The organism is Streptomyces chengmaiensis, assembly GCF_029846775.1.
Taxonomy (GTDB): Bacteria; Actinomycetota; Actinomycetes; order Streptomycetales; family Streptomycetaceae; genus Streptomyces; species Streptomyces chengmaiensis.
On the sequence record NZ_JARWBG010000046.1, the window covers coordinates 35,107 to 61,166 of the forward strand.

General features: G+C 69.3%; 25 protein-coding genes and 2 pseudogenes. 20 read left to right on the forward strand and 7 right to left on the reverse strand.

Annotated features, from left to right (window positions below; all coding sequences use genetic code 11):
- Positions 1-113: 113 nt before the first annotated feature.
- From QCN29_RS28665 to QCN29_RS28680, 4 genes are all read left to right on the forward strand, one after another.
- A complete protein-coding gene (locus tag QCN29_RS28665) occupies positions 114-1,382 on the forward strand; it encodes an ABC transporter substrate-binding protein (RefSeq protein WP_279931809.1) in 1,269 nt (422 codons plus the stop codon).
- 276 nt (positions 1,383-1,658) lie between these two features.
- Positions 1,659-1,790 (forward strand): hypothetical protein, encoded by a 132-nt coding sequence (locus QCN29_RS28670; protein WP_275674952.1) that lies wholly within the window; start codon positions 1,659-1,661, stop codon positions 1,788-1,790.
- A 282-nt stretch (positions 1,791-2,072) separates the two neighbouring features.
- Positions 2,073-3,116 carry a 3-isopropylmalate dehydrogenase gene (locus tag QCN29_RS28675; RefSeq protein ID WP_279931810.1) on the forward strand — a complete coding sequence of 348 codons (1,044 nt, stop codon included), beginning with the start codon at positions 2,073-2,075 and terminating at the stop codon, positions 3,114-3,116.
- Between the two features lie 226 nt (positions 3,117-3,342).
- Positions 3,343-4,431, forward strand: a complete 1,089-nt coding sequence (locus QCN29_RS28680; RefSeq protein ID WP_279931811.1) for a branched-chain amino acid aminotransferase — start codon at positions 3,343-3,345, stop codon at positions 4,429-4,431.
- A gap of 160 nt (positions 4,432-4,591) precedes the next feature.
- Here QCN29_RS28680 and QCN29_RS28685 read toward each other — a convergent pair whose 3' ends face one another.
- Complete coding sequence (locus QCN29_RS28685; RefSeq protein WP_279931812.1) at positions 4,592-5,236, reverse strand: uracil-DNA glycosylase; 645 nt, start codon at positions 5,234-5,236, stop codon at positions 4,592-4,594.
- 251 nt (positions 5,237-5,487) lie between these two features.
- On the opposite strand from QCN29_RS28685, the gene QCN29_RS28690 reads away from it, so the two are divergent.
- From QCN29_RS28690 to QCN29_RS28720, 7 genes and pseudogenes are all read left to right on the forward strand, one after another.
- Positions 5,488-6,021, forward strand: coding sequence for a hypothetical protein (locus QCN29_RS28690; RefSeq protein WP_279931813.1), 534 nt, complete (start codon positions 5,488-5,490; stop codon positions 6,019-6,021).
- A gap of 250 nt (positions 6,022-6,271) precedes the next feature.
- Positions 6,272-7,048, forward strand: a pseudogene (gene ureA / locus QCN29_RS28695) (urease subunit gamma); the annotation flags it as partial.
- A gap of 281 nt (positions 7,049-7,329) precedes the next feature.
- Complete coding sequence (locus QCN29_RS28700; RefSeq protein ID WP_279931814.1) at positions 7,330-9,021, forward strand: urease subunit alpha; 1,692 nt, start codon at positions 7,330-7,332, stop codon at positions 9,019-9,021.
- Between the two features lie 11 nt (positions 9,022-9,032).
- On the forward strand, positions 9,033-10,049 hold the full coding sequence (locus tag QCN29_RS28705) for an agmatine deiminase family protein (RefSeq protein WP_279931816.1): 1,017 nt from the start codon (positions 9,033-9,035) through the stop codon (positions 10,047-10,049).
- An 87-nt stretch (positions 10,050-10,136) separates the two neighbouring features.
- The gene (locus tag QCN29_RS28710; protein WP_279931817.1) at positions 10,137-10,748 is read left to right on the forward strand and encodes a TetR/AcrR family transcriptional regulator; all 612 of its coding nucleotides are present in this window, start codon (positions 10,137-10,139) and stop codon (positions 10,746-10,748) included.
- A gap of 281 nt (positions 10,749-11,029) precedes the next feature.
- Positions 11,030-12,640 carry a citramalate synthase gene (gene cimA / locus QCN29_RS28715; RefSeq protein WP_279931818.1) on the forward strand — a complete coding sequence of 537 codons (1,611 nt, stop codon included), beginning with the start codon at positions 11,030-11,032 and terminating at the stop codon, positions 12,638-12,640.
- 251 nt (positions 12,641-12,891) lie between these two features.
- On the forward strand, positions 12,892-14,244 hold the full coding sequence (locus QCN29_RS28720) for a hypothetical protein (protein ID WP_279931819.1): 1,353 nt from the start codon (positions 12,892-12,894) through the stop codon (positions 14,242-14,244).
- 108 nt (positions 14,245-14,352) lie between these two features.
- On the opposite strand, the gene QCN29_RS28725 is transcribed toward QCN29_RS28720, so the two are convergent.
- Both QCN29_RS28725 and QCN29_RS28730 read right to left on the reverse strand, forming a co-directional pair.
- On the reverse strand, positions 14,353-14,619 hold the full coding sequence (locus QCN29_RS28725; protein ID WP_279931820.1) for a DUF397 domain-containing protein: 267 nt from the start codon (positions 14,617-14,619) through the stop codon (positions 14,353-14,355).
- The gene (locus QCN29_RS28730; protein WP_279931821.1) at positions 14,619-15,446 is read right to left on the reverse strand and encodes a helix-turn-helix domain-containing protein; all 828 of its coding nucleotides are present in this window, start codon (positions 15,444-15,446) and stop codon (positions 14,619-14,621) included. Before QCN29_RS28730 ends, QCN29_RS28725 begins: the two co-directional genes overlap by 1 nt.
- Before the next feature lie 91 nt (positions 15,447-15,537).
- Between QCN29_RS28730 and QCN29_RS28735 the strand changes: the two genes are divergently transcribed.
- On the forward strand, positions 15,538-16,332 hold the full coding sequence (locus QCN29_RS28735; RefSeq protein ID WP_279931822.1) for a hypothetical protein: 795 nt from the start codon (positions 15,538-15,540) through the stop codon (positions 16,330-16,332).
- A 187-nt stretch (positions 16,333-16,519) separates the two neighbouring features.
- On the opposite strand, the gene QCN29_RS28740 is transcribed toward QCN29_RS28735, so the two are convergent.
- Entirely contained in the window at positions 16,520-17,086 is a 567-nt protein-coding gene (locus QCN29_RS28740; protein ID WP_279931823.1) for a VanZ family protein, read from the reverse strand.
- 884 nt (positions 17,087-17,970) lie between these two features.
- On the opposite strand from QCN29_RS28740, the gene QCN29_RS28745 reads away from it, so the two are divergent.
- Together QCN29_RS28745 and QCN29_RS28750 are read left to right on the forward strand one after the other, a co-directional pair.
- Positions 17,971-18,369 (forward strand): hypothetical protein, encoded by a 399-nt coding sequence (locus tag QCN29_RS28745; protein WP_240137210.1) that lies wholly within the window; start codon positions 17,971-17,973, stop codon positions 18,367-18,369.
- Positions 18,370-18,493: 124 nt separating this feature from the next.
- Entirely contained in the window at positions 18,494-18,835 is a 342-nt protein-coding gene (locus tag QCN29_RS28750; RefSeq protein WP_279931825.1) for a hypothetical protein, read from the forward strand.
- A 291-nt stretch (positions 18,836-19,126) separates the two neighbouring features.
- Here the strand turns inward: QCN29_RS28750 and QCN29_RS28755 are convergent, their stop codons facing one another.
- Positions 19,127-19,765: a hypothetical protein gene (locus QCN29_RS28755; RefSeq protein WP_279931826.1), complete on the reverse strand. Its 639-nt coding sequence runs from the start codon at positions 19,763-19,765 to the stop codon at positions 19,127-19,129.
- Between the two features lie 572 nt (positions 19,766-20,337).
- On the opposite strand from QCN29_RS28755, the gene QCN29_RS28760 reads away from it, so the two are divergent.
- From QCN29_RS28760 to QCN29_RS28775, 4 genes are all read left to right on the forward strand, one after another.
- On the forward strand, positions 20,338-20,808 hold the full coding sequence (locus QCN29_RS28760; RefSeq protein ID WP_279931834.1) for a GNAT family N-acetyltransferase: 471 nt from the start codon (positions 20,338-20,340) through the stop codon (positions 20,806-20,808).
- Positions 20,809-20,870: 62 nt separating this feature from the next.
- A complete protein-coding gene (locus QCN29_RS28765; protein WP_279931827.1) occupies positions 20,871-21,995 on the forward strand; it encodes a carboxylate-amine ligase in 1,125 nt (374 codons plus the stop codon).
- An 81-nt stretch (positions 21,996-22,076) separates the two neighbouring features.
- Positions 22,077-22,361 carry a hypothetical protein gene (locus QCN29_RS28770; protein WP_240137207.1) on the forward strand — a complete coding sequence of 95 codons (285 nt, stop codon included), beginning with the start codon at positions 22,077-22,079 and terminating at the stop codon, positions 22,359-22,361.
- Positions 22,358-22,756, forward strand: a complete 399-nt coding sequence (locus QCN29_RS28775; RefSeq protein WP_279931828.1) for a PIN domain-containing protein — start codon at positions 22,358-22,360, stop codon at positions 22,754-22,756. The genes QCN29_RS28770 and QCN29_RS28775 overlap by 4 nt, the downstream gene beginning before the upstream one ends.
- Positions 22,757-22,868: 112 nt before the next feature.
- On the opposite strand, the gene QCN29_RS28780 is transcribed toward QCN29_RS28775, so the two are convergent.
- Positions 22,869-23,483 carry a YceI family protein gene (locus tag QCN29_RS28780; RefSeq protein WP_279931829.1) on the reverse strand — a complete coding sequence of 205 codons (615 nt, stop codon included), beginning with the start codon at positions 23,481-23,483 and terminating at the stop codon, positions 22,869-22,871.
- Between the two features lie 366 nt (positions 23,484-23,849).
- On the opposite strand from QCN29_RS28780, the gene QCN29_RS28785 reads away from it, so the two are divergent.
- Positions 23,850-25,433 carry an acyl-CoA carboxylase subunit beta gene (locus QCN29_RS28785; protein ID WP_279931831.1) on the forward strand — a complete coding sequence of 528 codons (1,584 nt, stop codon included), beginning with the start codon at positions 23,850-23,852 and terminating at the stop codon, positions 25,431-25,433.
- Positions 25,434-25,443: 10 nt separating this feature from the next.
- Entirely contained in the window at positions 25,444-25,638 is a 195-nt protein-coding gene (locus tag QCN29_RS28790; protein ID WP_240137203.1) for an acyl-CoA carboxylase subunit epsilon, read from the forward strand.
- A gap of 283 nt (positions 25,639-25,921) precedes the next feature.
- Here QCN29_RS28790 and QCN29_RS28795 read toward each other — a convergent pair.
- A pseudogene (locus tag QCN29_RS28795) lies at positions 25,922-26,060 on the reverse strand (ATP-binding protein); the annotation flags it as partial.

Genomic DNA, 26,060 nt, shown 5'->3' on the forward strand with positions numbered 1-26,060 from the left:
CGGCTGTGAGCCGTATCGCCCACGGCCGCATTCCCACATCCATTATCAGCCTTGCCTAACCGATAGGCATGCACCGGATACGGCGGCAGGCGGCATGGGGTCGGGAGGAACTGATGCGGTGGAAGCGCGCCTGGATCGGGGGCCTTCTGGCGACGGTGGTGTTTGCGGGCTCCGTGGGCGCGTGCTCCTCGGGAGACCAGGGCGGATCGGATGGCCGTGGCCCCCTCACGTTGGTCGCGAGCGCGGACCCGACCGGCTACACGCGGGGTGTGGTGGCCGAGTGGAACCGTACCCACCCGGCCGAGAAGGTCACGCTGCTGCAATTCCCGTGGGCTGCGGACGAGGCGCGCGCGCAGATGGCCAGCAGCCTGCGATCGGGCAGCGACCGTTTCGACGTGCTCGACCTCGATGTGGCGTGGACGGGAGAGTTCGCAGCAGCGGGCTGGCTCGCACCGCTGGACGCCGACCGATTCCCGATCAAGGAATTCCTGCCGCCCGTGGTGGAGACCGCCACCTTGGACGGGCAGCTGTACGCAGTGCCGTACATCACCAACGCCGGGATGCTCTACTACCGCAAGGACATTCTCGATCGGGCCGGCGAGAGTCCACCGCGCACCTGGGCGGAGCTGGAGCGCCTGGCGAAGACGGTGGCGCCGGAGTACGGCCTCCAGGGGTACGCGGGGCAGTTCCTGCCGTATGAGGGGCTCACGGTCAACGCCACCGAGGCCGTGCAGTCGGCCGGCGGCTCCTTCCTCTCCGGCGACGGCACCCGGGTGACGGTGGACCCCGAGAAGACGCGCAAGGCCCTGGCCTTCCTGGCCGACGGCGTGCGCGACGGATGGATCCCCAGGGAGGCGCTCACCTACAAGGAGGAGGAGTCCCGCAAGGCCTTCCAGGACGGCCGTCTGCTCTTCCTGCGCAACTGGGCTTACGTCTACCCGCTGGCCAGCGGGGAGGACTCGAAGGTGGCGGGCAAGTTCGATGTGGCCCCGCTGCCCGGTCTGAACGAGTCGGCCGTCGGCGTCCTGGGCGGCTCGAACCTGGCGATCAACGCGAACTCCCCGCACAAGGCGTCGGCAGCCGATCTGCTCGCCTATCTGACCAGCGAGAAGGTCCAGCGTCGGATGCTCACCGAGGGCGGGCTCGCACCCGTGCGGGCCGACATATACGAGGACCCGTCCCTGGTGAGCCGGTTCCCGTATCTGCCGACCCTGCGCGACAGCGTGCTGGCGGCCCAGCCGCGGCCGAAGAGCCCGCAGTACGAACAGGTGAGCAGCGCGATCCAGGCGGTGGTCCACGACACCCTGGCCCAGCGGGAGACACCCGAGGACGCCGTGGAGCGCCTGACGCGGGAGTTGAACGCCATAGTCGACGGCGGCTGAATCCGGGCCACCGCAGCATCCGGGCCACCGCAGAATCCGGTCCCGCGCCCCGGCGCATGAGCTGCGAACCCGGCCGCCGTCTCAGATAGTAGGAAGTCCGAGTAATTGTGGAGACAGCGGCGCGGTCCTCACTTAGCTTTGTAGAAGCCGAACGTCTCGCTCGATCCAGCGAATGGCGGATGCGCGCCGTGCCCCGAGCAGGTCACCCCTGCGGCACCGGTCCCCCCGCCCCTCCGGCGCCTCGATATCCCTCGTGATCTCCAGGAGTCGATCACCATGCCCGAGACGACCGTCCGTCGTGTCCGCCACACCGCCGCCCGCCTCAGCGAGTCCGACCGCCGCAATGCCGCCGCTGCGCTGCAGCGCGCCCTCGACCGCAGGGACAACGGCGGTGCGACCGGCCACTGACCCGCGCCCCGGTCGCTGACCCACCCGCGGCTGCTGCCCCGCGCCCCGGCCGCTGCCCCGAGCCCCGGCCGCTGGCCCACTCCGGGTCACTGCCTCCCGCCCGGGCGCTTCGCTCACGCCCGCGGGCGCTGGACTGCGAAGCAGCCGATCCAGGGCAGCCTGACGCCGGGCCCGGGTGAACGGAATTCAACGGAACGCCCATGACGGGAACGGCAGTTCGCGCTGACGTCCGAATGGCGGACGGCATGTGTCATGGGGTGGGACGAGGAGTAGGGTGCCGCCATGTCTCGCAGCATCAATCTCGCAGTGATCCCCGGTGACGGCATCGGCCAGGAAGTCGTGGCCCAGGGCCTGAAGGTCCTCGACTCCGTCCTGCCGCAGGATGTGAAGCTGGAGACCAAGGAGTACGACCTCGGCGCCCAGCGCTGGCACCGCACCGGAGAGACCCTCCCCGACGCCGAACTCGACGCCCTCAAGAGCCATGACGCCATCCTGCTCGGCGCGATCGGCGACCCTTCCGTGCCGTCGGGCGTCCTGGAGCGCGGACTGCTGCTGAAGCTGCGGTTCGCCTTCGACCACTACATCAATCTGCGTCCCTCGAAGCTCTTCCCGAACACCGCCACCCCGCTCGCCGGGCGTCCCGACATCGACTTCGTCGTGGTCCGCGAGGGCACCGAGGGCCCGTACACCGGCAACGGCGGCTCGCTGCGCACCGGCACGCCCGCCGAGGTGGCCACCGAGGTCAGCGTGAACACGGCGTACGGCGTCGAGCGCGTCGTCCGCGACGCCTTCGAGCGGGCCAAGGCCCGACCGCGCAAGAAGCTGACGCTGGTGCACAAGAACAACGTCCTCGTCTACGCCGGCCACATGTGGAAGAAGATCTTCGACACGGTCGGCCGGGAGTACCCCGAGGTCACCACCGACTATCTGCATGTCGACGCGGCGACGATCTTCTTCGTCACCCAGCCGGAGCGCTTCGACGTCATCGTCACCGACAACCTCTTCGGCGACATCCTCACCGACCTCGCCGCCGCCGTCACCGGCGGCATCGGCCTGGCCGCCTCCGGCAACGTCAACCCGACGGGCGAGTTCCCGTCCATGTTCGAGCCCGTCCACGGCTCCGCACCCGACATCGCGGGCCAGGGCAAGGCCGACCCCACCGCCACGGTGCTCTCCGTCGCGCTGCTGCTGCGCCACCTCGGCTACGAGGCGGAGGCGGCGCGAGTCGAGACGGCCGTGGCGGCCGATCTCGCCGAGCGGACGGCCGACCGGCCCCGTACGACGGACCAGATCGGCGACGCGCTCGCGGTACGCGTAGCGAGCTGACCCGCGCCTGATACCACCCCAGCCGCCGGGTCGCAACCGCACCCGGCGGCTTCTCCTGTGCGGCCTCCGGGTGTCACCATCAATCCCTGGGCCGCATTCACGCCGTGTTCACCCCGAGCGATAATCGGAACCGGGCCGTGTGTCTGCGGGAAAGCTCGGACGTCCTAGCAAACTGCGGTGGCGTGAAGCGCGGTCCAACACAACCAAACGGTGAAGGACTGCACTCATGACGACGACCACGATCGAGCTCAAGCCATCCGCGCATCCGCTGTCCGACGCGGAGCGTGAGGCGATCCTGGCCAATCCCGGATTCGGCCGCCACTTCACCGACCACATGGTGACGATCAAGTGGACGGAGGGTCGCGGCTGGCACGATGCGGAGCTCGTTCCGTACGCGCCGCTCTCGCTCGACCCCGCGAACATGACGCTGCACTACGCGCAGGAGATCTTCGAGGGCCTGAAGGCCTACCGGCAGCCGGACGGCTCGGTCGCGGTGTTCCGCCCCGAGGCCAACGCCGAGCGCTTCCAGCGGTCGGCCGCGCGGCTGGCCATGCCGGAGCTCCCCGTCGAGACCTTCATCGCCGCGTGCGACGCGCTGGTCCAGCAGGACAAGGCATGGGTCCCGGCGCACGGCGGCGAAGCCTCGCTGTATCTGCGCCCCTTCATGATCGCGACCGAGGTCGGCCTCGGGGTGAAGCCGGCGAACGAGTACCTCTTCATCGTGATCGCGTCGCCCGCCGGCGCGTACTTCCCCGGCGGCGTCAAGCCGGTCTCCATCTGGCTCTCCGAGGACCGGGTGCGCGCCGTCCCCGGCGGCATCGGCGCCGCGAAGACCGGCGGCAACTACGCGGCCTCGCTGCTCGCCCAGGCGGAGGCGGCCGCGCACGGCTGCGACCAGGTCGCCTACCTCGACGCGCTGGAGCACAAGTGGGTCGAGGAACTCGGCGGGATGAACCTGTACTTCGTGTACGAGGACCGCATCGTCACCCCCGAGCTGACGGGCTCCCTGCTGGCGGGCATCACCCGCGACTCGCTGCTGAAGCTGGCGAAGGACCTCGGCCACCAGCCTCAGGAGGGCCGCGTCTCCATCGACGACTGGCGGCGTGACACCGAGAACGGCACGCTCAAGGAGGTCTTCGCCTGCGGCACGGCCGCGGTGATCACCCCCGTCGGCCGGGTGAAGTGCGCCTCCGGCGAGTGGACCCAGTCCGGCGGCGAGCCGGGCGAGGTCACGATGCGCCTGCGCGAGTCCCTCCTCGCCATCCAGACGGGCACGGCCCCCGACCCCCACGCCTGGATGCACCCCCTGGGCTGACGCCCCGGCGCCCCGGCGCCCCGCGCCCCTCGGCCCGGCCCCTCACGGGGCCGGGCCGTGTCGTTTCCCCACCCCTCCAGGGGTGATCCGCACCGTCCAGCTGCTGCGGTACCACTCGGATCTCCGTGTACTGGATGGCGCGGAGGCAAACGGCCGAGCTCTACAGCTGCCCGCCCACCCCACGGAGCACGTCACCGACGGTCTGACAGGAGTCGACTCTGTGCTGTGCGCGGCGGGCGCGTTCATCCGGGTCTCGCACGAAGAGAGCCTGCCGTCCCGGGTGGTAGGTGCTGACCACCTTCAAACTCCGGTCACGGACAACTCCCGGGTGCGTCTTGAGCAGGCGGCGCCACGCGTCCTGGGCTTCGCTGCCCTGGAGAAGCACGACCTCGACCTTCGGCATCAACCCCAGCAGCTGCTTCAGGACCTCGACGCCGGCCTGAAGCTCGGCCGCCTTCGGGGAGCGGTTGATGTACCAGGGGTAGGCGTTCCAGGGAGTGACATCTCGCGGCGCGATCCCCGCCTCCTCGAAGAGCTGGACCTGAAGCTCCGCTGTCGGATCGTCGTTCTCCACGCACAGAAATCCGGAGCCGACACCCTCCTGCGTCTTGGGGCCCGGGTCCCGCAGGATCGACAGGGCGCGCGCCTCCACTCCCCCGTGCCAGGGGGCGACGTGCGGCATCCAGCCACGCCCGTCCCGGTCGCGCAAGGCGTCGACCATCTCATTGATCGGACGTACGTGAGGGGCGTAGCGCCCCTGCTCCTGCTCTATCCGGAACGCCTCGTCTTGCATTCGTCTCGCCATGCTTCCTCCCACGCTGGCTCTCAGCATCGCGGGGACCTTACCGGGTACGTCTGACACTGCAGACTGCTTGATCGCCCCTGCCCACAGATGCCGGAGGACCAGTAGCGAAGGGTTCGACGGAGGCTGCGGGCAGCTCTGCTGTCGGGTCGGTGGGAAGTCCTGAGCGTCACAGAGAGCGACATGCCACCCGGGCCGTAGCTATACGAGAACTGGGTCGAGGGCTGTCAGATGTGCCTGACACGATGCCTGGTATGAGCCCGACACCAGAGCTGACGCAGAGGACCCTGACCGCACGCGGCTTCCGCGGCTTCGTGCCGTTCCGTGAACTGCCCGACAGCAACGTCCCCACCGGGCACGGAATCTACGTGGTGATCCGCACGGACACCTCGCCCCCGTTGTTCCTCCCCACCAGCCCTGCCGGACACCTCAAAGGTCGCGACCCATCCGTGACCGCCGACAAGCTCAGCGATGCCTGGGTGGACGGGGCAACGGTCGTGTACATCGGCAAGGCCGCGGGTCAGGACGGACTGAATCAGCGGCTTGCCGACTACCGCCGCCACGGCTCTGGTCTGCTGGCTGGCCATTGGGGCGGTCGCTACATCTGGCAGCTGGCCGACTCGGACGCACTGGTCGTCGCCTGGCGGCCGACGACCGAGGGCGACGCGGGTGAGGCTGAGCAGGATCTGATCGACGAGTTCAAAGAACTCCACGGAGGGGCTCTGCCCTTCGCCAACCTCAGGAACAACGCCCGAAAGGCTCCGGAGACAGACACCAACATCGACTAAGCCCGATCACCCTGCACTGCCCAGGGGCCGCGGCCGGTGTCGGCGCGCGGCCCCGGCCGAGCTGCACCGCTAATTCACCAAGATCATCCCGTGGCGGCTTTGTGGGTCACTTTGGCTGGGCCCCCTAACGCTCGACGCTGTTTGAGTGGCGCTCAATACGTCTCATCCCTGTCTCGGATTTCAGAGTCAGTGCCTGGCTTGATAAGACTCCGGTGGTTAGAGTAGCGCTCAAACAAGGAGGTGTGGTGAGGTGCGATTGACCCCGACGGAGCGCGACCGGCTCCTGATCTTCACCGCCGCGGAGCTGGCCAGAGCCCGCCGGGCCCGCGGCCTGAGGCTCAACGTCCCCGAGGCGACCGCCCTGATCGCGGACACCGTCTGCGAGGCGGCCCGCGACGGTCTGCGGCTCGCCGAGGCGATCGAGGCGGCCCGCAGTGTGCTCGGGCCCGACGATGTGCTGCCCGGTGTGGCGGACGTGGTCACCGAGGTGCATGTGGAGGCCGTATTCGACGACGGTTCCCGGCTCGCCGTCGTCTCCACCCCCCTCGGCGCCGCCGCGGGTCCCGGTGACGCTGCGGGCGGTGCCGCGGGTCTCGGCGCCGCCGCGCCCGGGGCCGTGCTGCCCGCCCCGCCTCACCCCGAGCAGCAGCCCGCACTGCGGCTGACCGTGCGGAACACCGCCGCCGTGCCCATCAGCGTGACCTCGCACTTCCACTTCTTCGAGGCGAACCCCCGCCTCGACTTCGACCGCGCCGCGGCCTACGGCATGAGGCTGTGCGTGCCCGCCGGCTCCTCCGCCCGCTTCGACCCGGGCGGCACATCCGAGATCGGTCTTGTGCCCATCGGCGGCGACCGCGTCGCGATCGGCTTCGCGGGCCTCGTCGACGGCCCCCTCGACGCGCCCGGAGCGAAGGAGGAGGCCCTGCGCAGAGCAGCGGCCTGCGGCTACCTCGGTGCGAGCGCCGCAGGCCCGGAAGCCCCCGGTGCACGCGCCCCTGGTGCACCCGCTCCCGGTGTTCGCGGCCCCGCCGCGCAGAACGCCCCCGGTGAGCACGCGGCCGCCGATTCGGCCGGCGGCCCGGTGCCCGGCGAGGGTGCGAGCGGCTCGGCGGCCTCCACCGCCGACCACGGGTCCGCCCCGGCTGCGGCCCCCGGCTCTGACGGGCGCGGCCCGTCTGCACCGGACCACAGGGGTGACAGCCGGCCGTCACCCGAAGCCGACGCCGACGCCGAAGCCGACGACCCGACCGCGCCCGGGCGCTCCGCGGCAGCCGGGCCCTGCCCCGATCACCCCGGGGGAGGACCGCGATGACCGGCATCGACCCGTACGAGTACGCCGCCGTCCACGGCCCCCGCGCCGGCGACCGCGTCGTCCTCGGGGACTCCGGCCTTGTCGTCCGCGTCGAGTCCGACGCCCAGAAGCCCGGCGAGGAGTTCCTCGCCGGCTTCGGCAAGACCGCACGCGACGGACTGCACCTCAAGGCCGCCGCCGTACGCGACACCTGCGACATCGTGATCAGCAATGTGCTGGTCATCGACGCCGTCCAGGGCGTCCGCAAGGTCTCCATCGGCATCCGCGACGGGCGGATCGCCGCCGTCGGCCGGGCCGGAAACCCCGACACCCTCGACGGCGTGGACGTCGTCGTCGGCACCGGCACCGGCATCGTCCCCGGCGAGGGCCTGATCGCCACGGCGGGTGCGGTGGACACCCATGTCCATCTGCTCTCGCCGCGCATCATGGAGGCCTCGCTCGCCTCCGGCGTGACCACGGTCATCGGCCAGGAGTTCGGCCCGGTCTGGGGCGTCGGCGTCAACTCCCCCTGGGCGCTGCGCCACGCCTTCAACGCCTTCGACGCCTGGCCCGTCAACATCGGCTTCCTCGGCCGCGGGTCGTCGTCCGACCCGGCGCCGCTCGTCGAGGCCCTCGCCGAGGGCGGCGCGTCCGGCTTCAAGGTCCACGAGGACATGGGCGCGCACACCCGCGCCCTGGACACCGCCCTGCGGGTCGCCGAGGAGCACGACGTCCAGGTCGCCCTGCACAGCGACGGCCTCAACGAGTGCCTGTCGGTCGAGGACACCCTGCGGGTCCTCGACGGCCGTACCGTCCACGCCTTCCACATCGAGGGCTGCGGCGGGGGACACGTCCCCAACGTGCTCAAGATGGCGGGCGTGGAGAACGTCATCGGCTCCTCCACCAACCCCACCCTGCCCTTCGGCCGGGATGCGGTCGCCGAGCACTACGGGATGATCGTGTCCGTACACGACCTCAAGACCGACCTGCCCGGCGACGCCGCCATGGCCCGCGACCGCATCCGCGCCGGAACCATGGGCGCGGAGGACGTGCTGCACGACCTCGGGGCCATCGGCATCACCTCCTCCGACGCCCAGGGCATGGGTCGGGCCGGCGAGACGGTGCGCCGCACCTTCGCGATGGCGGGGAAGATGAAGGCGGAGCTCGGCCCGCTGGAGGGCGACGGCACGCACGACGACAACGCGCGTGTGCTGCGCTATGTCGCCAAGCTGACGATCAACCCGGCCATCGCACACGGCCTCGCCCATGAGATCGGCTCCATCGAGGTCGGGAAGCTGGCCGACATCGTGCTGTGGAAGCCGCAGTACTTCGGCGCGAAGCCGCAGCTCGTGCTGAAGTCCGGCTTCCCCGCGTACGGGGTGACGGGCGATCCGAACGCCGCCACCGACACCTGCGAACCCCTTGTCCTGGGGCCGCAGTTCGGAGCGCACGGCGCGACCCCCGCCGACATCAGCGTCGCGTTCGTCGCGCAGGCCGCCGTGGACCTGGGCGCGGACCGGATGCCCACGCGTCGCCGCCGGGTCGCCGTCCGCGGCACCCGCGGGATCGGCCCCGCCGACCTGCGCCTCAACTCCCGCATCGGGCACGTCCGCGTCGACGGCCGCACCGGACTGGTCACCCTCGACGGCGACCCCGTGCGCTCCGGCCCCGCCGACTCCATCTCTCTCAACCGCCTCTACTTCCTCTAGGAACCCAGCTGATGTCCTTCCGTATGCCGCCCGAGTGGGCGCCCCACGAGCGCACCTGGATGGCCTGGCCCGGCCCGAACGTCACCTTCTCCGGCGACGACCTCGCCGAGTCCCGCCGCGCCTGGGCCTCGGTCGCCCGCGCCGTACGCCGCTTCGAGCCGGTCACGATGGTCGTCGGCCCCGGCCAGGCGGAACACGCACGCACCCTCCTCGGCCCGGACGTCGACATCGTCGAGCGTGAGCTGGACGACGCCTGGATGCGCGACATCGGCCCCACCTTCGTCTCCGACGGCACCCGCCTGGCGGCCGTGGACTGGGTGTTCAACGGCTGGGGCGCCCAGGAGTGGGCCAGCTGGGAGCACGACTCCAAGATCGCCCGCGTGGTCGCCGACCTCGCGGGCGTCTCCGTCCACAGCTCCGCGCTGGTCAACGAGGGCGGCGGCATCCATGTCGACGGCGAGGGCACGGTCCTGCTGACGGAGACCGTCCAACTCGGCCCGGAGCGGAACCCGGGCTGGACCAAGGAGCAGGTCGAGACCGAGATCCACGCCCAACTCGGCACGACCAAGGCGATCTGGCTCAAGCGCGGACTGACCGCCGACTACCCCCCGCATGACTTCGGCACCCTCGGCCATGTCGACATCGTCGCCGCCTTCGCGGGGCCGGGTGTGATAGTCGCCCACACCCAGCCCGACCCGTCCCACCCCGACCATGAGATCTGTCGGGAGAACGTCGCCTTCCTGAAGTCCCGGACCGACGCACGGGGCCGCGCCGTCGAGGTGGTCGAGATCCCGGCCCCGACCGTCGTCGAGGAGGACGGCGAGTGGGTCGACTACTCCTACATCAACCACTACGTGTGCAACGGCGGCGTCGTGCTGTGCGCCTTCGACGACCCGCGCGACGAGATCGCGGCCGACACCTTCCGCCGCCTCTACCCGGACCGCACGGTCACACTGGTCGACGCCCGCACGATCTTCGCGGGCGGCGGCGGCATCCACTGCATCACCCAGCAGCAGCCGAAGGTCTGACGACCCGCCGGGACCCGCCGCGAGCACCCGCTCGATCAGGTAGAACATACGGGTGAACGTGTTCCCCGGCACCGCAGCGGTGACCGAATGACCCCTGCTCCCACTCACCGCCGGCGCAATGTCGCGCCGCCCCGGGAGTCCGTGCTCGCCGCCGCCATGGCCACCATCGCGGAGCGCGGACTCGACGGACTGACCATGGCGGGCCTCGGCCGCGAGGTCGGGATGAGCAGCGGCCATCTGCTCTACTACTTCGGCACCAAGGACGAACTGCTGCTGCAGACCCTGGAGTGGAGCGAGGGCCGCCTCGGCGCGGAGCGCAGCGCGCTGCTGTCCCGGCAGGCCCCGGCGGCCGAGCGACTGTCCGCATATGTGGACCTCTACGTCCCCGAGGGCCACCGCGACCCCCACTGGACGCTGTGGCTGGAGGTCTGGAACCGCTCGCAGGACGCCGACGCGGACGCCCGCGCCCGCCAGGCGGCCATCGAGGGCGTCTGGCACCGCGACCTGGTGGCGCTGCTCGCCGAAGGGGTCTCGCGCGGAGAGTTCCGTCCCGTGGACCCCGACCGGTACGCCACCAGGCTGCGCGCCCTGCTGGACGGCTTCAGCGTCCATGTGGCGGTCGGCATACCGGGCACGGGCCGTGAGCAGGCGCTCGCCCACGTCCGGGAGTTCCTTGCGGACACGCTGTTCACTACGTGAGACACACGTCCAGGTACGTCCCATCTGTGGCAAACTGCCACCGTGCTTGCTCTCGGCATGATTATCGGCAGCAGCGCGCCGGTCCGCAGTGACCGCTGAACCGCGGCAGTACCCCCTCGCGGCAATGCGGCACCGTGCCCCAGACCCGCGCGCAGACCTCTCGCACCCGCGAGAGGTTTTTTCGTTGTTGGGCCCCACCCCGGCCATGGCGAGACGCGCGCGATGATGGGGGCAAGTGGATCCCGGAATTCCGGAAGCCACATCCGACAGGAGTCAGACCCATGTCCACCAGTGAAGCCAAGCCCGCCGACGACAGTTTTCATGTCTTCGACACGACGCTGCGCGACGGCGCACAGCGCGAAGGCATCAATCTGACCGTCGCCGACAAGCTGACCATCGCGCGGCACCTCGACGAGTTCGGCGTGGGCTTCATCGAGGGCGGCTGGCCGGGCGCCAACCCCCGGGACACGGAGTTCTTCGCCCGCGCCCAGCAGGAGATCGACTTCAAGCACGCCCAGCTCGTCGCCTTCGGCGCCACCCGCCGCCCGGGCGCTGCCGCCGCCGAGGACCCGCAGGTCAAGGCGCTGCTCGCATCCGGTGCACCGGTCATCACCCTGGTCGCCAAATCCCATGACCGCCATGTCGAGCTCGCTCTGCGCACCACCCTCGACGAGAACCTGGAGATGGTCCGCGACACCGTCTCCTACCTGCGCGAACAGGGCCGCCGGGTGTTCGTCGACTGCGAGCACTTCTTCGACGGCTACCGCGCCAACCCCGCCTACGCCAAGTCCGTCGTGCGCACCGCCGCCGAGGCGGGCGCGGACGTGGTGATCCTCTGCGACACCAACGGCGGAATGCTTCCCGCCCAGGTCCAGGCCGTCGTCGCCACCGTCCTCGCCGACACCGGCGCGCGCCTCGGCATCCACGCCCAGGACGACACCGGCTGCGCCGTCGCCAACACCCTCGCCGCCGTCGACGCGGGCGCGACCCACGTCCAGTGCACCGCCAACGGATACGGCGAGCGCGTCGGCAACGCCAACCTCTTCCCCGTCGTCGCCGCGCTGGAGCTGAAGTACGGCAAGCGCGTCCTGCCCGAGGGCGCCCTCGCCGAGATGACCCGCATCTCGCACGCCATCGCCGAGGTCGTCAACCTCACCCCCTCCACCCACCAGCCGTACGTCGGCCTCTCCGCCTTCGCCCACAAGGCCGGCCTCCACGCCTCCGCGATCAAGGTCGACCCCGACCTCTACCAGCACATCGACCCCGAGCTGGTCGGCAACACCATGCGGATGCTCGTCTCCGACATGGCCGGCCGCGCCTCCGTGGAGCTCAAGGGCAGGGAACTCGGCGTCGACCTCGGCGACGACCGCGAACTCGTCGGCCGCGTCGTCGAGCGGGTCAAGGAGCGCGAACTCAGGGGCTACACCTACGAGGCCGCCGACGCCTCCTTCGAGCTGCTGCTCCGGGAGGAGGTGGAGGGCCGGGCACGCCGGTACTTCCGTACGGAGTCCTGGCGCGCGATCGTCGAGGACCGCCCCGACGGCACCCACGCCAACGAGGCCACCGTCAAACTCTGGGCCAAGGGTGAACGCATCGTCGCCACTGCCGAGGGCAACGGCCCCGTCAACGCCCTCGACCGCGCCATGCGCGTCGGCCTGGAGAGGTTCTACCCGCAACTCGCCAAGCTGGAGCTGATCGACTACAAGGTCCGCATCCTCGAAGGCCGCCATGGCACCGAGTCCACCACCCGCGTACTGATCACCACGGGCGACGGCGCCGGCGAGTGGTCCACGGTCGGCGTGGCCGACAACGTGATCGCGGCGTCCTGGCAGGCGCTGGAGGACGCCTATACATACGGCCTGCTCAGGGCGGGTGTCGAGCCGGCCGAGTGACGGTGTCGAGTCGGCCGGACGACGACGCCGGGCCGACCGGGCGACGGTGCCGGGCCGACCGGACGACGGTGCCGGGCCGGCCGGACGACGGTGCCGGGCCGACCGGACGACGGTGCCGGGCCGGCCGAGTGACGGTGCCGGGCCGGCCGGATGACGACGCTGTGCCGCCGCTCTCCGGAGCGGCGGCACAGGTCGCATGTCCCTGGCATCCGTCCTCGTCACTTACGCCCCGCTTCAGGTAGCGTCGATGTATGAAGACGAGGCCGTTTTCACTCCTGTCGGCCCTCGCGGCGCTGGCGCTCTCCGTGCTGCTCGTCCTGGCCGCCGGCGCCGGAGCGCGAGCCCAGGGAATCCCCGATGCGGCCGACGCCCTGAAGCAGGGCCCGGTCTATGTGGACCCACGCGCATCCGACCAGCTGTCCACCGCTGAGGCGGACGCACTGGCGGAGAAGATCCTCGACGCGGACAAGCCCGTCTTCGTGGCCGTCCTGCCGGAGGGCGAGGAGTTCCCCGAGGACACCGTCCTGCGCGATCTCCGCACCCAGACCGGAATCACCGGCCTGTACGCCATCCGCCTCGGCGACGGCTTCAACGCGGGCGCGGACAGCAGCGTGATGTCCAACGACGCCGTACGGAACCTGGTGACCGCGGTCAAGACCCCGCCGGGCGCCGACGCCGTCACCCAGCTCAACAACTTCGTCGACCAGGCCCTGCCGCAGGTTCGCGGCACCGCACCCGCCGGCTGGGACGGCACGGGCGGCGCCCCCGAGGGCCCGAGCGGCACCTCGCTGATCGTGCTCGGCACGGTCGCCGCGGCAGGCGGCGCGGGCGCGTACGCGATCGTGCGCCGCAACCGCCGCCGCAAGGCGGAGGAGGAGCGGGCGGCCCTGGAGAAGCTGCGGGTCGTCGTGGACGAGGACATCACCTCGTACGGCGAGGAGCTCGACCGGCTGGACTTCCACCCCTCCGAGAAGGGCGCGGACGACGCGATGCGCTCCGACTACGAGCGCGCACTCGACTCGTATGACAAGGCCAAGTCGCTGATGGGCGCGGCCGAGCGCCCGCACGACGTCAAGGCGGTCACCCAGGAGCTCGAAGACGGCCGCTACTCGCTCGCGGTCCTGGACGCCCGGCGGACGGGCGAGTCGATCCCGGACCGCCGTCCGCCCTGCTTCTTCGACCCCCGTCACGGCCCGGCGGCCGCGGACGCCATGTGGAGCCCGGCAGGCGGCTCCCCGCGACAGATCCCCGTCTGCGCGGCGGACGCAGCCCGTCTGGAAGACGGGCAGGAGCCCATGGCCCGCACGGTCGAGACCGAATCCGGCCGCCGCCCGTACTGGGAGGCGGGCCCGGCGTACGGCCCCTGGGCCGGCGGCTACTTCGGCGGCGGGCTGCTTCCCGGCCTGCTGATGGGCACCATGCTCGGCCATATGCTCGCCACCCCCGCGTATGCCGCCGAGTACGGCGGCGGCGAGTTCACCGGCGGCGACTACTCCGGCGCGGACTTCGACTCCGGTGACTTCGGCGGTGGAGGCGACTGGGGCGGCGGCGGAGACTTCGGCGGAGGCGGCTTCGGCGGCTTCGACGCGGGCGGCGGTTTCTGACGTCTCTCTCTGACCGAGCCGGTCAGAGCTGCTTGAAGAGGCGGTTGAACGCGTCCAGCTCATCGCTGAGCCGCGCATCGAGCTTCTCGTCCTCGCCCCCGACCTCGATCAACGGACGACGACTCCGCGGACGGCGGAGACCCAGGCGGCGGGGGAGACGGTGAGGACGGGGCCGCCGGGGTTCTTGGAGTCCCGGACGTGAACGGCGCCGGGGTGGGCGGCAACCTCGACGCAGTTGCCGCCCTCACTGCCGCTGTAGCTGGACTTGCGCCACTCATAGGCCACTTCGACGCAGTCGCCGCCTTGGCTGCCGCTGTAGCTGGACTTGAACCAGTCAAGGGCTATGAGAGGGCGGGTGCGTGCGTCGCGGTTCATCATTCTCCCAGCAGCTCGTCCAGCAGACGCATGCTCTCCTTGGGGGAGAGGGCCTGCGAACGCAGCATCCCATACTTCTGATGGAGGACACTCACCTTGTCCAGGTCATCGTGGATGAAGCTCACTGACTGCCCCTCGACATAGGCCAGAAGATCGTGGTCGGGCGTCTCCAGCAGCACCATCGACCCGTCCAGCCCGGCATGTTCCTCACGTTGCGTCGGCATGACCTGAAGACCGAGGGAAGGCATTTCGGCACAGTCGCGGAGATGCTTGATCTGCCGACGCAATACCTCCGGCCCGCCGATCGGCCGGTGCAGGACGGACTCCTCCATGATGAAGTTGGCCATCAACGGTGGTTTACGAGTGAGGACCTTCTGCCTGTCCAAGCGTCCTACGACCCACTGCTCCAACTCGTCCTGCTCTAGCGGTGGGTAGAGTGACGCGAACACCGCTCGTGCGTACTCCTCTGTCTGAAGGAGCCCTGGTACGGCCTGGCTCTGGTACGAGAGGAGCGTCAGCGCCTCCCGCTCATGATCTACCAAGTCCTGGGCGATGGCCGGGAACTTCTCCCGGGTCGGCACCTTCTCCACCGCCGTCTGCAACGCCTGCTTCGTGTCCAGCAGATGGTCCAGCTTGACCGCCAGGTCCATCTTCAGCGGCCTGCGCCCCTGCTCGATCGACGCGACCGTCTCCTCACTCACCCCCAGCAGATTCGCCAACCCGCCCTGCGTCATCTTCGCCGCAGCCCGGAACACCGCGAGCTGAGCCCCGATCAGATGCCAAGAGGTGATCCTCTTGGGCCTGTTGCCATTTCGCTTCCCGTGCATGGCAACCCCCCTTCCCCGTACACACGGTGCTCGACCGGACACCACCCGTACAAATTCGGCGTACGGGTTACGCGGTGACAGGGTGGACCCCATGCTTGCCGATCACCAGGAGCACGACGTAGTGGTCAAGGCCGTGGCCTCCGTTGGGGCGGTGGTCGACATAGAAGGGCGCGACGGGTTCATCGACCAGGTCAAACACCCTTCGTGGTGGTCGGATGCGCCCCGCGCCGCGGTCGGCGACCGCATGCGCGCGGCAGTGCTGGACGCCTCCAGGACCCCGCCACGGCTCAGCGCCCTGCCCGGCGACATCAGGACGGCCCGGAGCCTGCGCCACACCGAGCCGCTGGCACGCCTCTGTCCGCCACCTGCCGTCGGCGGCCGAACCGTGGAGTGGGCAGGCGTCGAGGAGGCGCTGGGCACCGCCTTGCCGGCCGACTACAGGCGTCTCGTCCAGATGTACGGAGGCGGCCTCTTCGCGGGGACGATCCGGCTGCTGGAGCCGGGTTGCCCAGATGAGATGTACGACCTCGTCGCCCAGGCTGCGGAGCGGGAGGAGATCCTCGCCGAACTCTGGAGCGCGGGCGAGGCCAAGCCGTCTGAACTTGAGCAAGACAACGTCCGGCTGGTGCCCTGGGGGTACGTGGAAGGTTCTGGCCACTTCCTCTACTGGCTGGTCCGACCCGGCCTCGAACCGGAAGAGTGGACCGTCCTCCTCAACGAGGGCCGCGGCCCCCTCTGGGAGGCTCATCCGGCCTTGTGCAGCCGGTTTCTCCTCGATGTGGTGGCAGGCACGTCGAGGTCGATCTACTTCACGGACCTCGACGACATCACAGACCCGCAGGACAGGTCCCGCTTTGTACCCAACTCCGAGATCTTCAGCCGATAAGTGAATTCGGTGTACGGGCCGTGTCCGGCATGCCTGGTACTCCAGCTGTAGCTTGTCGCTGGTAGCGGCTGGCTTGGGAGCGGGCCTGGTGGCGGCGTCGCCAGCGGGACCAGTTGAGCCGATGGGCCGCCTCACGTGCGGGCCGGACGGTGAGCGCGGCGTCAGCAACATGCACACCGCGCGCCTGTCAGCGGGTGGTGCTTGCGTGCCGTGGTCGTCGGTAGGTGGCAACCACACGGCGCACGGCCGCCACCAGGACAATCCCGACAGCCGCGCCAAGCACATTGCACACCACGTCCTCCGCGTCCGGCACGCGTGAGGCAGCGAGTACCCACTGAAGCGTCTCCACGCCCACCGAGATGGCCAGCGCTGCGGCCATCATCCGCCAAGCGGCGATGGGGCGTTTCCGTGCCAACGACAGAACGGGGGCCAGGGGAGTGAAGAGCAGAGCGTTGAGCATCCACTGCATCAGCACCATCTGCTTCTCCGTCTCCGACGCTTGTGAGGCGGGGGCGGAGAGGGTGGCGATGCCGTCGGAGAACCAAGGGGAGGCCTGGCCAACGTCCGGCCCAACGCCCGTGAGCGTGACGGCAAGCACGCTGATCAGCCACATGGCCCCTGCGACCCACGTCACCCGGCGAACGCCATCCGGGCGCGCCACGGCCACCCAGTGGCCTACTGCGGTGAATATCGCAAGCAAAAGCAGCATGGCTAGCATGGCGTAAAGGGGCATATGGGCAGCGGTAAGCAGCATGTGGACGTCCTCAGATGAAGCAGCTGACGGTTAGAGACCCTTCCACTTCGTTACGTAGACTTTCCCGTCGGACTTCATGATGCCACGTATCTGGCCTCCCGACTTTACGCTGTTGAGGGTCCTCGTGAAGGCTGCGCAGTAGCCTGCGGATACGAACTGGTAGTCGTATCCATCCCACACATAGTCGCTGCCTCTTATCTGGTAGCCGAAGCGTACGGTGATGCTTCCTTTACCTCTGTGGCGGCAGTACTCAGTCGTGTAATCCCCCGTCTTTGAAAAGTCCGGTGAGTGGAGACAAAGGGTCCCGTTGGTGGTTTGCCCGCACGTCTGGTACTGAGCTCGTGCCGGAGCGGGGTCGGGAGAAGTGGCGGCTGCCGTTCCTGCCGCTGACATCAACAGGGCCGCGCATGATGCGAGCGCTGCCACCTTCGAACGAAACGTCACCTTGGATTCCTTCGCGTTTTGGGTGCTTCCTGTTGGGACGCTAAAGGATCACTGTTTTCAAATCCGAGAAGAATCTCAGCCAATCGTGGGGCTGGAATCCCTTTTGTTGTGTTTCGGTTGTGGTGGGCTAGGGAATCCGACCCACCTCTCTCCCGTGCAGATTCGGTGTACGGGCCGTGTCCGGCCGCGCGCCCTCCCGGTGCTGTCGGGCCGTCAGTGTGCAGAACGAGACCGTCGCCCCCGGTCGCTGTGCACGCTGACCCTTCTCGCTTGATTTCCTGCTCGCTAACTTCTCCGCCACGGGCTGCGCATGGGCAGCCGAAGACGCAAGAAGCGCCTGGGGCGCTATGCCATCCGTCCCATAAGGGTCGGAGGAAACGCCCCTGACACCCTCCGTACGAAAGGTTCACATGAACTGTCGGAAATCGTTCGCAGTCCTCATGGCCGCCGGGCTCACGGCCTCGTTCCTCAGTACGGGAACCGCTGCCGCGTCGGACAAGGGCGCGGTTGCCGAAACGGACGCCATCGCCATGGCCACGAACGAACCCCGCCCGTATCTGCCCACTAAGTCCCGCGGGAAGATCTACGGGAAGGTGGGCTACTCGAACGCATCGAAGGTCTGCGTCTGGCTGGAGGTCTGGGTGCCTTTCCCCGCTCCGGGCTGGGTTCCGGTGAAAGGCGAATGCAGGTATCCACCGTCGATCGTAACCGGTGGTGCGATTCCGGTGAGCATCGACTGCACCAAGTCTGGCCTGTACCACTCGCTGGGAATGGTGAAGGACCGTTCGACCGGCCGGACCGTCTACAAGGAGTCAGGAAGCGCATTTATTAGCTGCTGACCAAAGAGCTGCGAGCGGCGGTCCCGCCCCGCTCGCGTTCGGAGTCCACACGAGGGCTTGGCTGGACAGCACCCGTACAAATTTGGGTGTACGGGCAGTGTCCAGGACGCCTACGGTGTGCCGGATGAGGAAACGGAAGCTCCTGCTTGAGCTGTATGCGGACGAGGACGGTATGGCCTGGGTCAGAGAGTCCGTCAAGTCCGTGGCGCGCGCCCGCCACGCCCGCGTCATCCGCTGGTCCGAGACGCCCGTCCCGCCGGACGACGACAGCTGCGACTACCTCGCCGAGCAGTGGGCGTACGAGCAGCCCGGCCAGGACCCGGGTGCCCGCAGACCGGTCGAGTTGCGGCTGAGCTTCACCTGCTCCCTGCGCGTCTGGCGCTCCCTGCGCAAGGGCGTCCTTCTGGCCCTGTGCCCCGAAGGGGACGCGTGCCGCGCGTGCCGCGTCCCCTGGGCGGCCTGCTGACTCAGCCCGCGGCGGTCAGCCGGAGTCGGCGCGCCGAGCGCCGGGCGGAAGTGAAACTGCGCGGCCCCATTCGGCGGCTGCGGATCCGCCGCCTGCGCGGGCATGGACAGGGGTATCGCGAGCGCGGTGGCCAGGACGACGGTGACCGGCGAACGCATGCGATCTCTCGGTAACTTCACACTCGTCCTCGGCTTGAACTGTTCGGGTCCGTACTTCAAGGAGCCTGAACTTCTACCGTGATCTCGTCTGCCTGGGGATTCCAGCAGCCCTAACCTGCAAGGCCGAACGACCTCACGGGTGAACCCAGCTCCGTCGCTCCTGTCTGTTGTTCTTGACGATGGATATCGCCGGTTCCTTCGGAAGCGGCTTGCCGTCGCTGTCGACGGTTACTTCGGACGGCCACGATGTTCCGGGGAACACTCCGAAGGGTTCGCCGTTGTTGAGAGTCACGATCTCGTCGAAGCCGTCAGGCCCCGTGATGCGGACGGCGATGTCGTAAGCAGCCCACTCTGTGCCGCTGTTGGTGACTTTCATCGGCAGCACTGTCGAGGACGCGCGAGCCCTGGGCTGGTAAACCGTCAGGTCGCCGTCGGTGAGCACTGCCTTGCCGAAGTCCTCACTGCCTTCGACCGGGCCCGATTCGCGAGGAGCCGGGGTGATCGGAATCGCATCGGGTACTGCCTCGGCCTCCGCCCGTTGCCTGCTTATCTCGTCCTGTTTCTGGGCTTGAGCCTGCTGCGTCTGAGGACTCTGTGGCGGTTTTGCGGGCTGTGGCGTGGATGTGGACGGCTGAGGTGACAGTGTCGCCTCAGTTCGGGGAGGGGTGGCGCTGGGGGCCGTGGCGGCGGGGGATGCATCCGGTTGGCCCACAGCTTCACGTTCGGGGCCGGAACCGGCAAGGAGCACCAACGTGGCAGCGAGTGCGGTCACCACCGCAACCGCAGTGATCGTGATCCACAGGACCGATTGTTTCCGGGGCCTTGCCCGGCGTCGTTTAGTTGCAGGGGAAGACATACTGTGACCGGTAGTAGATGAAGTCGGACATCTTGGCTGTCACCGTCGAGCAAACTGGGATCTTGGTGTAGACAGGGCCGGCTGAGTGTCGCTAACGCCGTGGTGAGACTTTGCGAGAGCGGCAAGACTCCTTCGCATGCTCTGGTCCCTCTCAGTGGGATGGTGCATGCCTTATCTGCATGCGGCTTTACGAGAGCACGCTTGAGACGCGTGAGGCGGATGCGAAGGGCGGCAGGGCTGATTCCACCCCGAACTTGTCCTGATCATGCCGCTTAAGGGGTCGCTTTGGGGCAAGGCGGCGCGCTTCCCGCGCCCCACGTCTGCCGCGTTCCCTGGGCGGCCTGCTGACTCAGCCCGCGGCGGCCAGCCGGAGTCGGTGCCGGACGCCCGGGCGGCCGTCGAGCGTGATGTCCTGCATCCGAAGCACAGCCGGGGTCCGACGGCGGTTCATCCGCGCGAAACAGACGGGTGGCAGAGTCACCGGCGTGATGATCAAGCAGGTCCCGTGGGGGGACGCGGATGCCGTCGCGCTGCGTGCGCGTCAGAGAGCGGAGATCGCCGAGCGGTACGGAACCCCGGACAGCGAGCCCGGCGCCGCGCCCTCGGCGGCCGACATCGCCGTGTTCTTCGTGGCCTACGACGGCGACGGCGCGGCCGTCGGATGCGGGGGGCTTCGCTCCCTGGGGGAAGGGGTCGGCGAGGTCAAGCGCATGTACGTGGTGCCCGACCGGCGCGGCTCGGGTGTCGCACAGGGCATCCTCGCCGCGCTTGAGGACTGGGCCTGCGGGCGGGGATGGACGAGTCTGCGTCTGGAGACCGGGGACGCACAGCCCGACGCCGTCCGCTTCTACACGCGCTGCGGCTATGCCCGGATTCCCGGCTTCGGGGCGTACGCCGACTCCCCGAGCTCCCTCTGCTTCGAGAGGCCGCTCGCCGGCATGCCGCACCCAAGTGCTTGAGCCACGCAATTGGCCGACAGCAGCCGCACGTTGCCGGGGTCCGGTGTGAGACTCTCCCAGGCATGCGCAGTGACGAACTGCTCACGGTGGGTTTGGAAGAGGAATACCTCATCGTCGACCCCGTGTCGCGTGCCGTACGGCCCTGTGCCGAGAGTGTGATCGCCTCCGCCGCCAAGGAGTTGGGGGAGGACCGGGTCGGGGACGAGCTCACCCGCTTCCATATCGAGGCGAGGACCACGCCGTGCGCGACGATGCGGCAACTCGGCAACCAGATACGGGAGATGCGCGCCGTCGCGGCGGGCGCGGCGGCGGCGCACGGGCTGGCGGTGGTGTCGTCCGGGTCGCCGGTGCTCGGCGACATCGTGCCGCCGCCGCTCACTCCGGGCGCGCGGTATGCGCGCAACCTGGAGATCTTCCGGGGGCTGAACGACGACCAGGGCACGGCTGGCTGTCATGTGCACATCGGCCTTGCCGACCGGAGGCTCGCGATCGAGGTGAGCAACCGGCTGCGACCGTGGCTGCCCGTGCTCGTCGCCCTCGGCGCCAACTCCCCGTTCTGGGCCGGGCGGTACACCGGCTACGCAAGCTGGCGCACCCTGATCTGGGCCCGCTGGCCGGTTTCGGGGCCACCGCCCCACTTCGAGTCCGTGGGGCACTTCGAGGAACTGGTGGGCAGGCTGCTCGCAGGCGGGGCCGTGATGGACCGGCAGGGCCTCTACTGGGACGTGCGCCCCTCCGTCCATGTGCCCACCCTCGAAGTGCGGACCGCCGACGCGCTGATGAGCGCCCGGGACACGGTTCTGTATGCGTCGCTGGTGCGCGCCCTGGTGGCGACCGCCCTGCGCGAGACGGAGAGGGGGGAGCCGGTGCCGAACCCCGCCCCGGAGGTGGTGCGCGCCGCGTACTGGCGGGCCGCGCGGGACGGGCTGCGCGGCCAGGCGCTGGACGTGCGCACGGACCGGCTGGTGCCGGCCGCCGACCTGGCCGACCGGCTGTACGCGTATGTCCGCCCGGCACTTGAGCGCAGCGGCGACAGGGAGCAGGCCGACGTCGCGTGGGAGTGGCTGCGCGGGAACGGCGCGGGTGCGGAACGGCAGCGGGCCGCCCACCGTCGCAGGTCCAGCCTTTCGGACGTGGTCGACTGCCTCATCGGCGCGGTCGCCGATCCTGTCGACGCCCAAGCGTAGATCCGGGAGCCCTCGGCGGAGCCTGTACGGATGGGAGGCGGGCGGATGTCGTTGAGCCCGTAACTGCTCTATAGTTCTGCTATGGGATCGACCACAATTCAGGTTCGCCGGGAGACCCGCGACCATCTCGCCGAGCTCGCCAGAGAGCGAGGACTGAGCATCGGCCAACTGGTCGACGCCCTTGCTGCCGAGCAGCCGACCGCTGCGCAACGCGCCGAGCGGCTCGCCGCGGACCGTGAGGTCGTGCGTCGGGCGATCGGGCTGCATATCAGCGATGCGGAGTTCGACGAGGCTCCCGACATCCTGGGTAACATCTACAAGATCGCGGCGGAGAAGGTTCGGGCGGCGAGGGGCGCCGCTGCGTGATCATCCTCGACACCGGCGCTGTCAAGGCGCTTGCGGGCGGGCACAAGACCCTGAATCTGCTTGCGGGCAACATGGCGCGGACGCCGGGTGACCGCCTTCGCGTTCCAGCCCTCTGCCTGATGCAGGCCGAAGCCGATGAGGAGAATCTCGCTCGCGGCGTGCTCGCCTTCTCCTCCGTCGTCGTCGACGATCTCGACACGGTCTCGGCTGCGAGCGTCGGCGCCATGATCCGTGATGGGTATGGCGGCCCTGACACCTGCCATGCGCTGTACTGCGCCCTGCCTCGCCCGGAGTTCACCGGTATGTCCATCCTGCTCACCGGTGACGAGGACGCCTATCCGCCCGGTGTGGTCACCGTCGACATCGACTCGCCGGGGATGCTGGGCTTCTGCTGACGGGATCCGCCCGCGGCTTCTGCTGACGGGACCCGCCCGCGCCGCAGGACGGGTGCGGCGAGGCGGGGCGCCCTTGGCCGTGCGGTAGGGGGCCGAGATGTCGAGACCCGGCTCAGGCCGCGGACTTGATCGCAGAGATGTCGAACGTCAGCTTCACCTTGTCGCTGACCATCACACCGCCCGTCTCCAGCGCCGCGTTCCACGTCAGGCCCCAGTCCGAGCGGAGGATCTCCGCGCCGCCCTCGAAGCCGACCCGCTCGTTGCCGTACGGGTCCTTGGCGGAGCCGTTGAAGGTGAGGTCGATGGCCAGGGGGCGGGTGACGCCCTTGATGGAGAGGTCGCCGGTGATCCGGTAGGCGTCGCCGCCGAGCTGTTCCGCGCTCGTCGAACGGAAGGTCATCAGCGGGTGGTTCTCCGCGTCGAAGAAGTCCGGGCTGCGCAGATGGCCGTCACGGTCGGCGATGCCCGTGTCGATGCTGGCGATCTTGACGTCTATGGCGGCGGTGGAGCGGGACGGGTCCGAGCCGTCCAGGTGCAGCGTGCCCTCGTACTCGCCGAAGGAGCCGCGGACATTGGTCACCATGGCGTGGCGGACGGTGAAGCCGATGCTGCTGTGGACGGCGTCGATGGTGTACTCGCCGGTCAGCGCGGCCAGTGCGGGGTCGACGGCCGCAGGGGCCGCGGCGGCTGTCGTGGTGGCTTCCGGCTTGCGGTTGAAGATGCCCATGGCGTGCTCCCTGGGTGGAGGCGGATCAGAATCTTCTTGAAAGTTGAACAATGGCAACTGTACGAGTATTCCGTTTAAGATTCAACAGTTGTCTCCACTCTCCAGCAAAGAGGCGGCCGCTCCGGGGTCGCTCGACGCCGACTCACATCCATCCGTCCGGCGGATATGGTGGGCGCACGACACGCCGTGGCGTGAGGCGCCTCCGGCACTACCCGGCTTGTTGGACCTCAACAACGCGAACGGCCTCCACGCTGGCACTAGGGCTCAACCTCCGCACCCTTCTGTTTAGGGGTGACAGCAGATGGGGCCGGAGACTGTACGGAACCGACGGCAGGGTTTTCTTGGTCGGATCCGTAGGGTCGATGCATGACCGTTATCGACGAGACCGCCGGCGAGGCGAGTGACGCGCGCGGACGCGTGGCCGAACTGCATGCTCTGCGTGAATCGGCCCGGCGCGGGCCGAGCGACCGCGCGACCGAGGCGCAGCACGCCAAGGGCAAGCTGACCGCGCGGGAGCGGATCGGGCTGCTGCTGGACGAGGGTTCGTTTCGTGAGGTCGAGCAGTTGCGGCGGCACCGGGCGACCGGTTTCGGCCTGGAGGCGAAGAAGCCGTACACGGACGGTGTGATCACCGGCTGGGGCACGGTCGAGGGCCGTACGGTCTTCGTCTACGCCCATGACTTCCGGATCTTCGGCGGTGCGCTGGGCGAGGCCCATGCCACGAAGATCCACAAGATCATGGACATGGCGATCTCGGCGGGCGCTCCGCTGGTGTCGCTGAACGACGGCGCGGGCGCGCGCATCCAGGAGGGCGTCTCGGCGCTCGCCGGATATGGCGGGATCTTCCAGCGCAACACCCGTGCGTCGGGCGTCATCCCGCAGATCAGCGTGATGCTCGGCCCGTGCGCGGGCGGCGCGGCCTACAGTCCGGCGCTGACGGATTTCGTGTTCATGGTCCGCGACACCTCGCAGATGTTCATCACCGGCCCCGACGTGGTCAAGGCCGTCACCGGCGAGGAGATCACGCAGAACGGGCTGGGCGGCGCGGATGTGCACGCCGAGACGTCCGGCGTGGCGCACTTCGCCTACGACGACGAGGAGACCTGCCTCGCCGAGGTCCGCTACCTGCTGTCGATGCTGCCGCAGAACAACCGCGAGAACCCGCCCTCAGCCGCCTCCGGCGACCCGGCGGAGCGCAGCTGCGACACCCTCATGGACCTCGTCCCGGTCGACGGCAACCGGCCGTACGACATGCACAAGGTCATCGAGGAGCTCGTCGACGACGGCGACTTCCTGGAGGTCCACGAGCGCTGGGCCCGCAACATCGTCTGCGCGCTGGCGCGGCTCGACGGGCAGGTCGTCGGGATCGTGGCCAACCAACCGCAGTCGCTCGCGGGGGTGCTGGACATCGAGGCCTCCGAGAAGGCCGCCCGCTTCGTGCAGATGTGCGATGCGTTCAACATCCCGATCATCACTCTGCTGGACGTGCCCGGCTTTCTCCCCGGCGTCGACCAGGAGCACGGTGGGATCATCCGCCACGGCGCGAAGCTGCTGTACGCGTACTGCAACGCGACCGTGCCGCGGATCTCGCTGATCCTGCGGAAGGCGTATGGAGGTGCGTACATCGTCATGGATTCGCAGTCCATCGGCGCCGACCTCACCTATGCCTGGCCGACGAACGAGATCGCGGTCATGGGCGCGGAGGGCGCGGCGAACGTCATCTTCCGCAGGCAGATCGCAGAAGCCGAGGACCCCGAGGCCATGCGCGCCCGCATGGTCAAGGAGTACAAGGCCGAGCTGATGCACCCGTACTACGCCGCCGAGCGGGGCCTGGTCGACGACGTGATCGACCCCGCGGAGACCCGGTCAGTGCTGATCGCGTCCCTGGCGATGCTCCGCACCAAGCACGCAGACCTGCCGTCGCGCAAGCACGGCAACCCGCCCCAGTAAGGAGCCCCTCGTGACGACTGACGCATCTCTGCTCCGTGTCGAGAAGGGCCAGGCCGAGCCGGAGGAGCTCGCGGCCATCACCGCGATCCTCCTGGCCCGCGCCGCCGCCCAGCCGGCCGCCGAGCCGCGCCGCCCCCGCGCGGCGGGCTGGCGTCGACTCGAACGCCAGCGCGGTTTCCGCTCAGCTCACAGCTGGCAGGGCTGAAACCCCGCGAAGCAAGGGCCCTCACCCGGACGGGTGAGGGCCCTTGCCGTATGCCGGGGGCTTGGCTGTCGGGGCGGTGCGGGGCGCTGTGCTTGGGGCCCGGCCCGCCAGGGACGCGGGGGCGGAGCCTCCAGGACGGTGGCGGCACTCGGGTAGACCCGCCCGGCCGCCAGGGGCGCGGGGCGGACCCCTGCGGCCAGGAAGGGCGGGCGGGACGGGGAACACAACGCCCCCGCACTCCGCGAGGAGTGCCGGGGCGTCCCTTTGCCGCGGCGCGCAGCGGTTACCGCAGGCGGGCCATGAGGGCGTGTTCGACGAGGGTGATCAGGGCGCTCTTGGCGTCGGCGCGGTGGCGGGCGTCGGTGGTGATGATGGGGGTGTCGGGGCCGATCTGGAGGGCCTCGCGTACTTCGTCGGGGTTG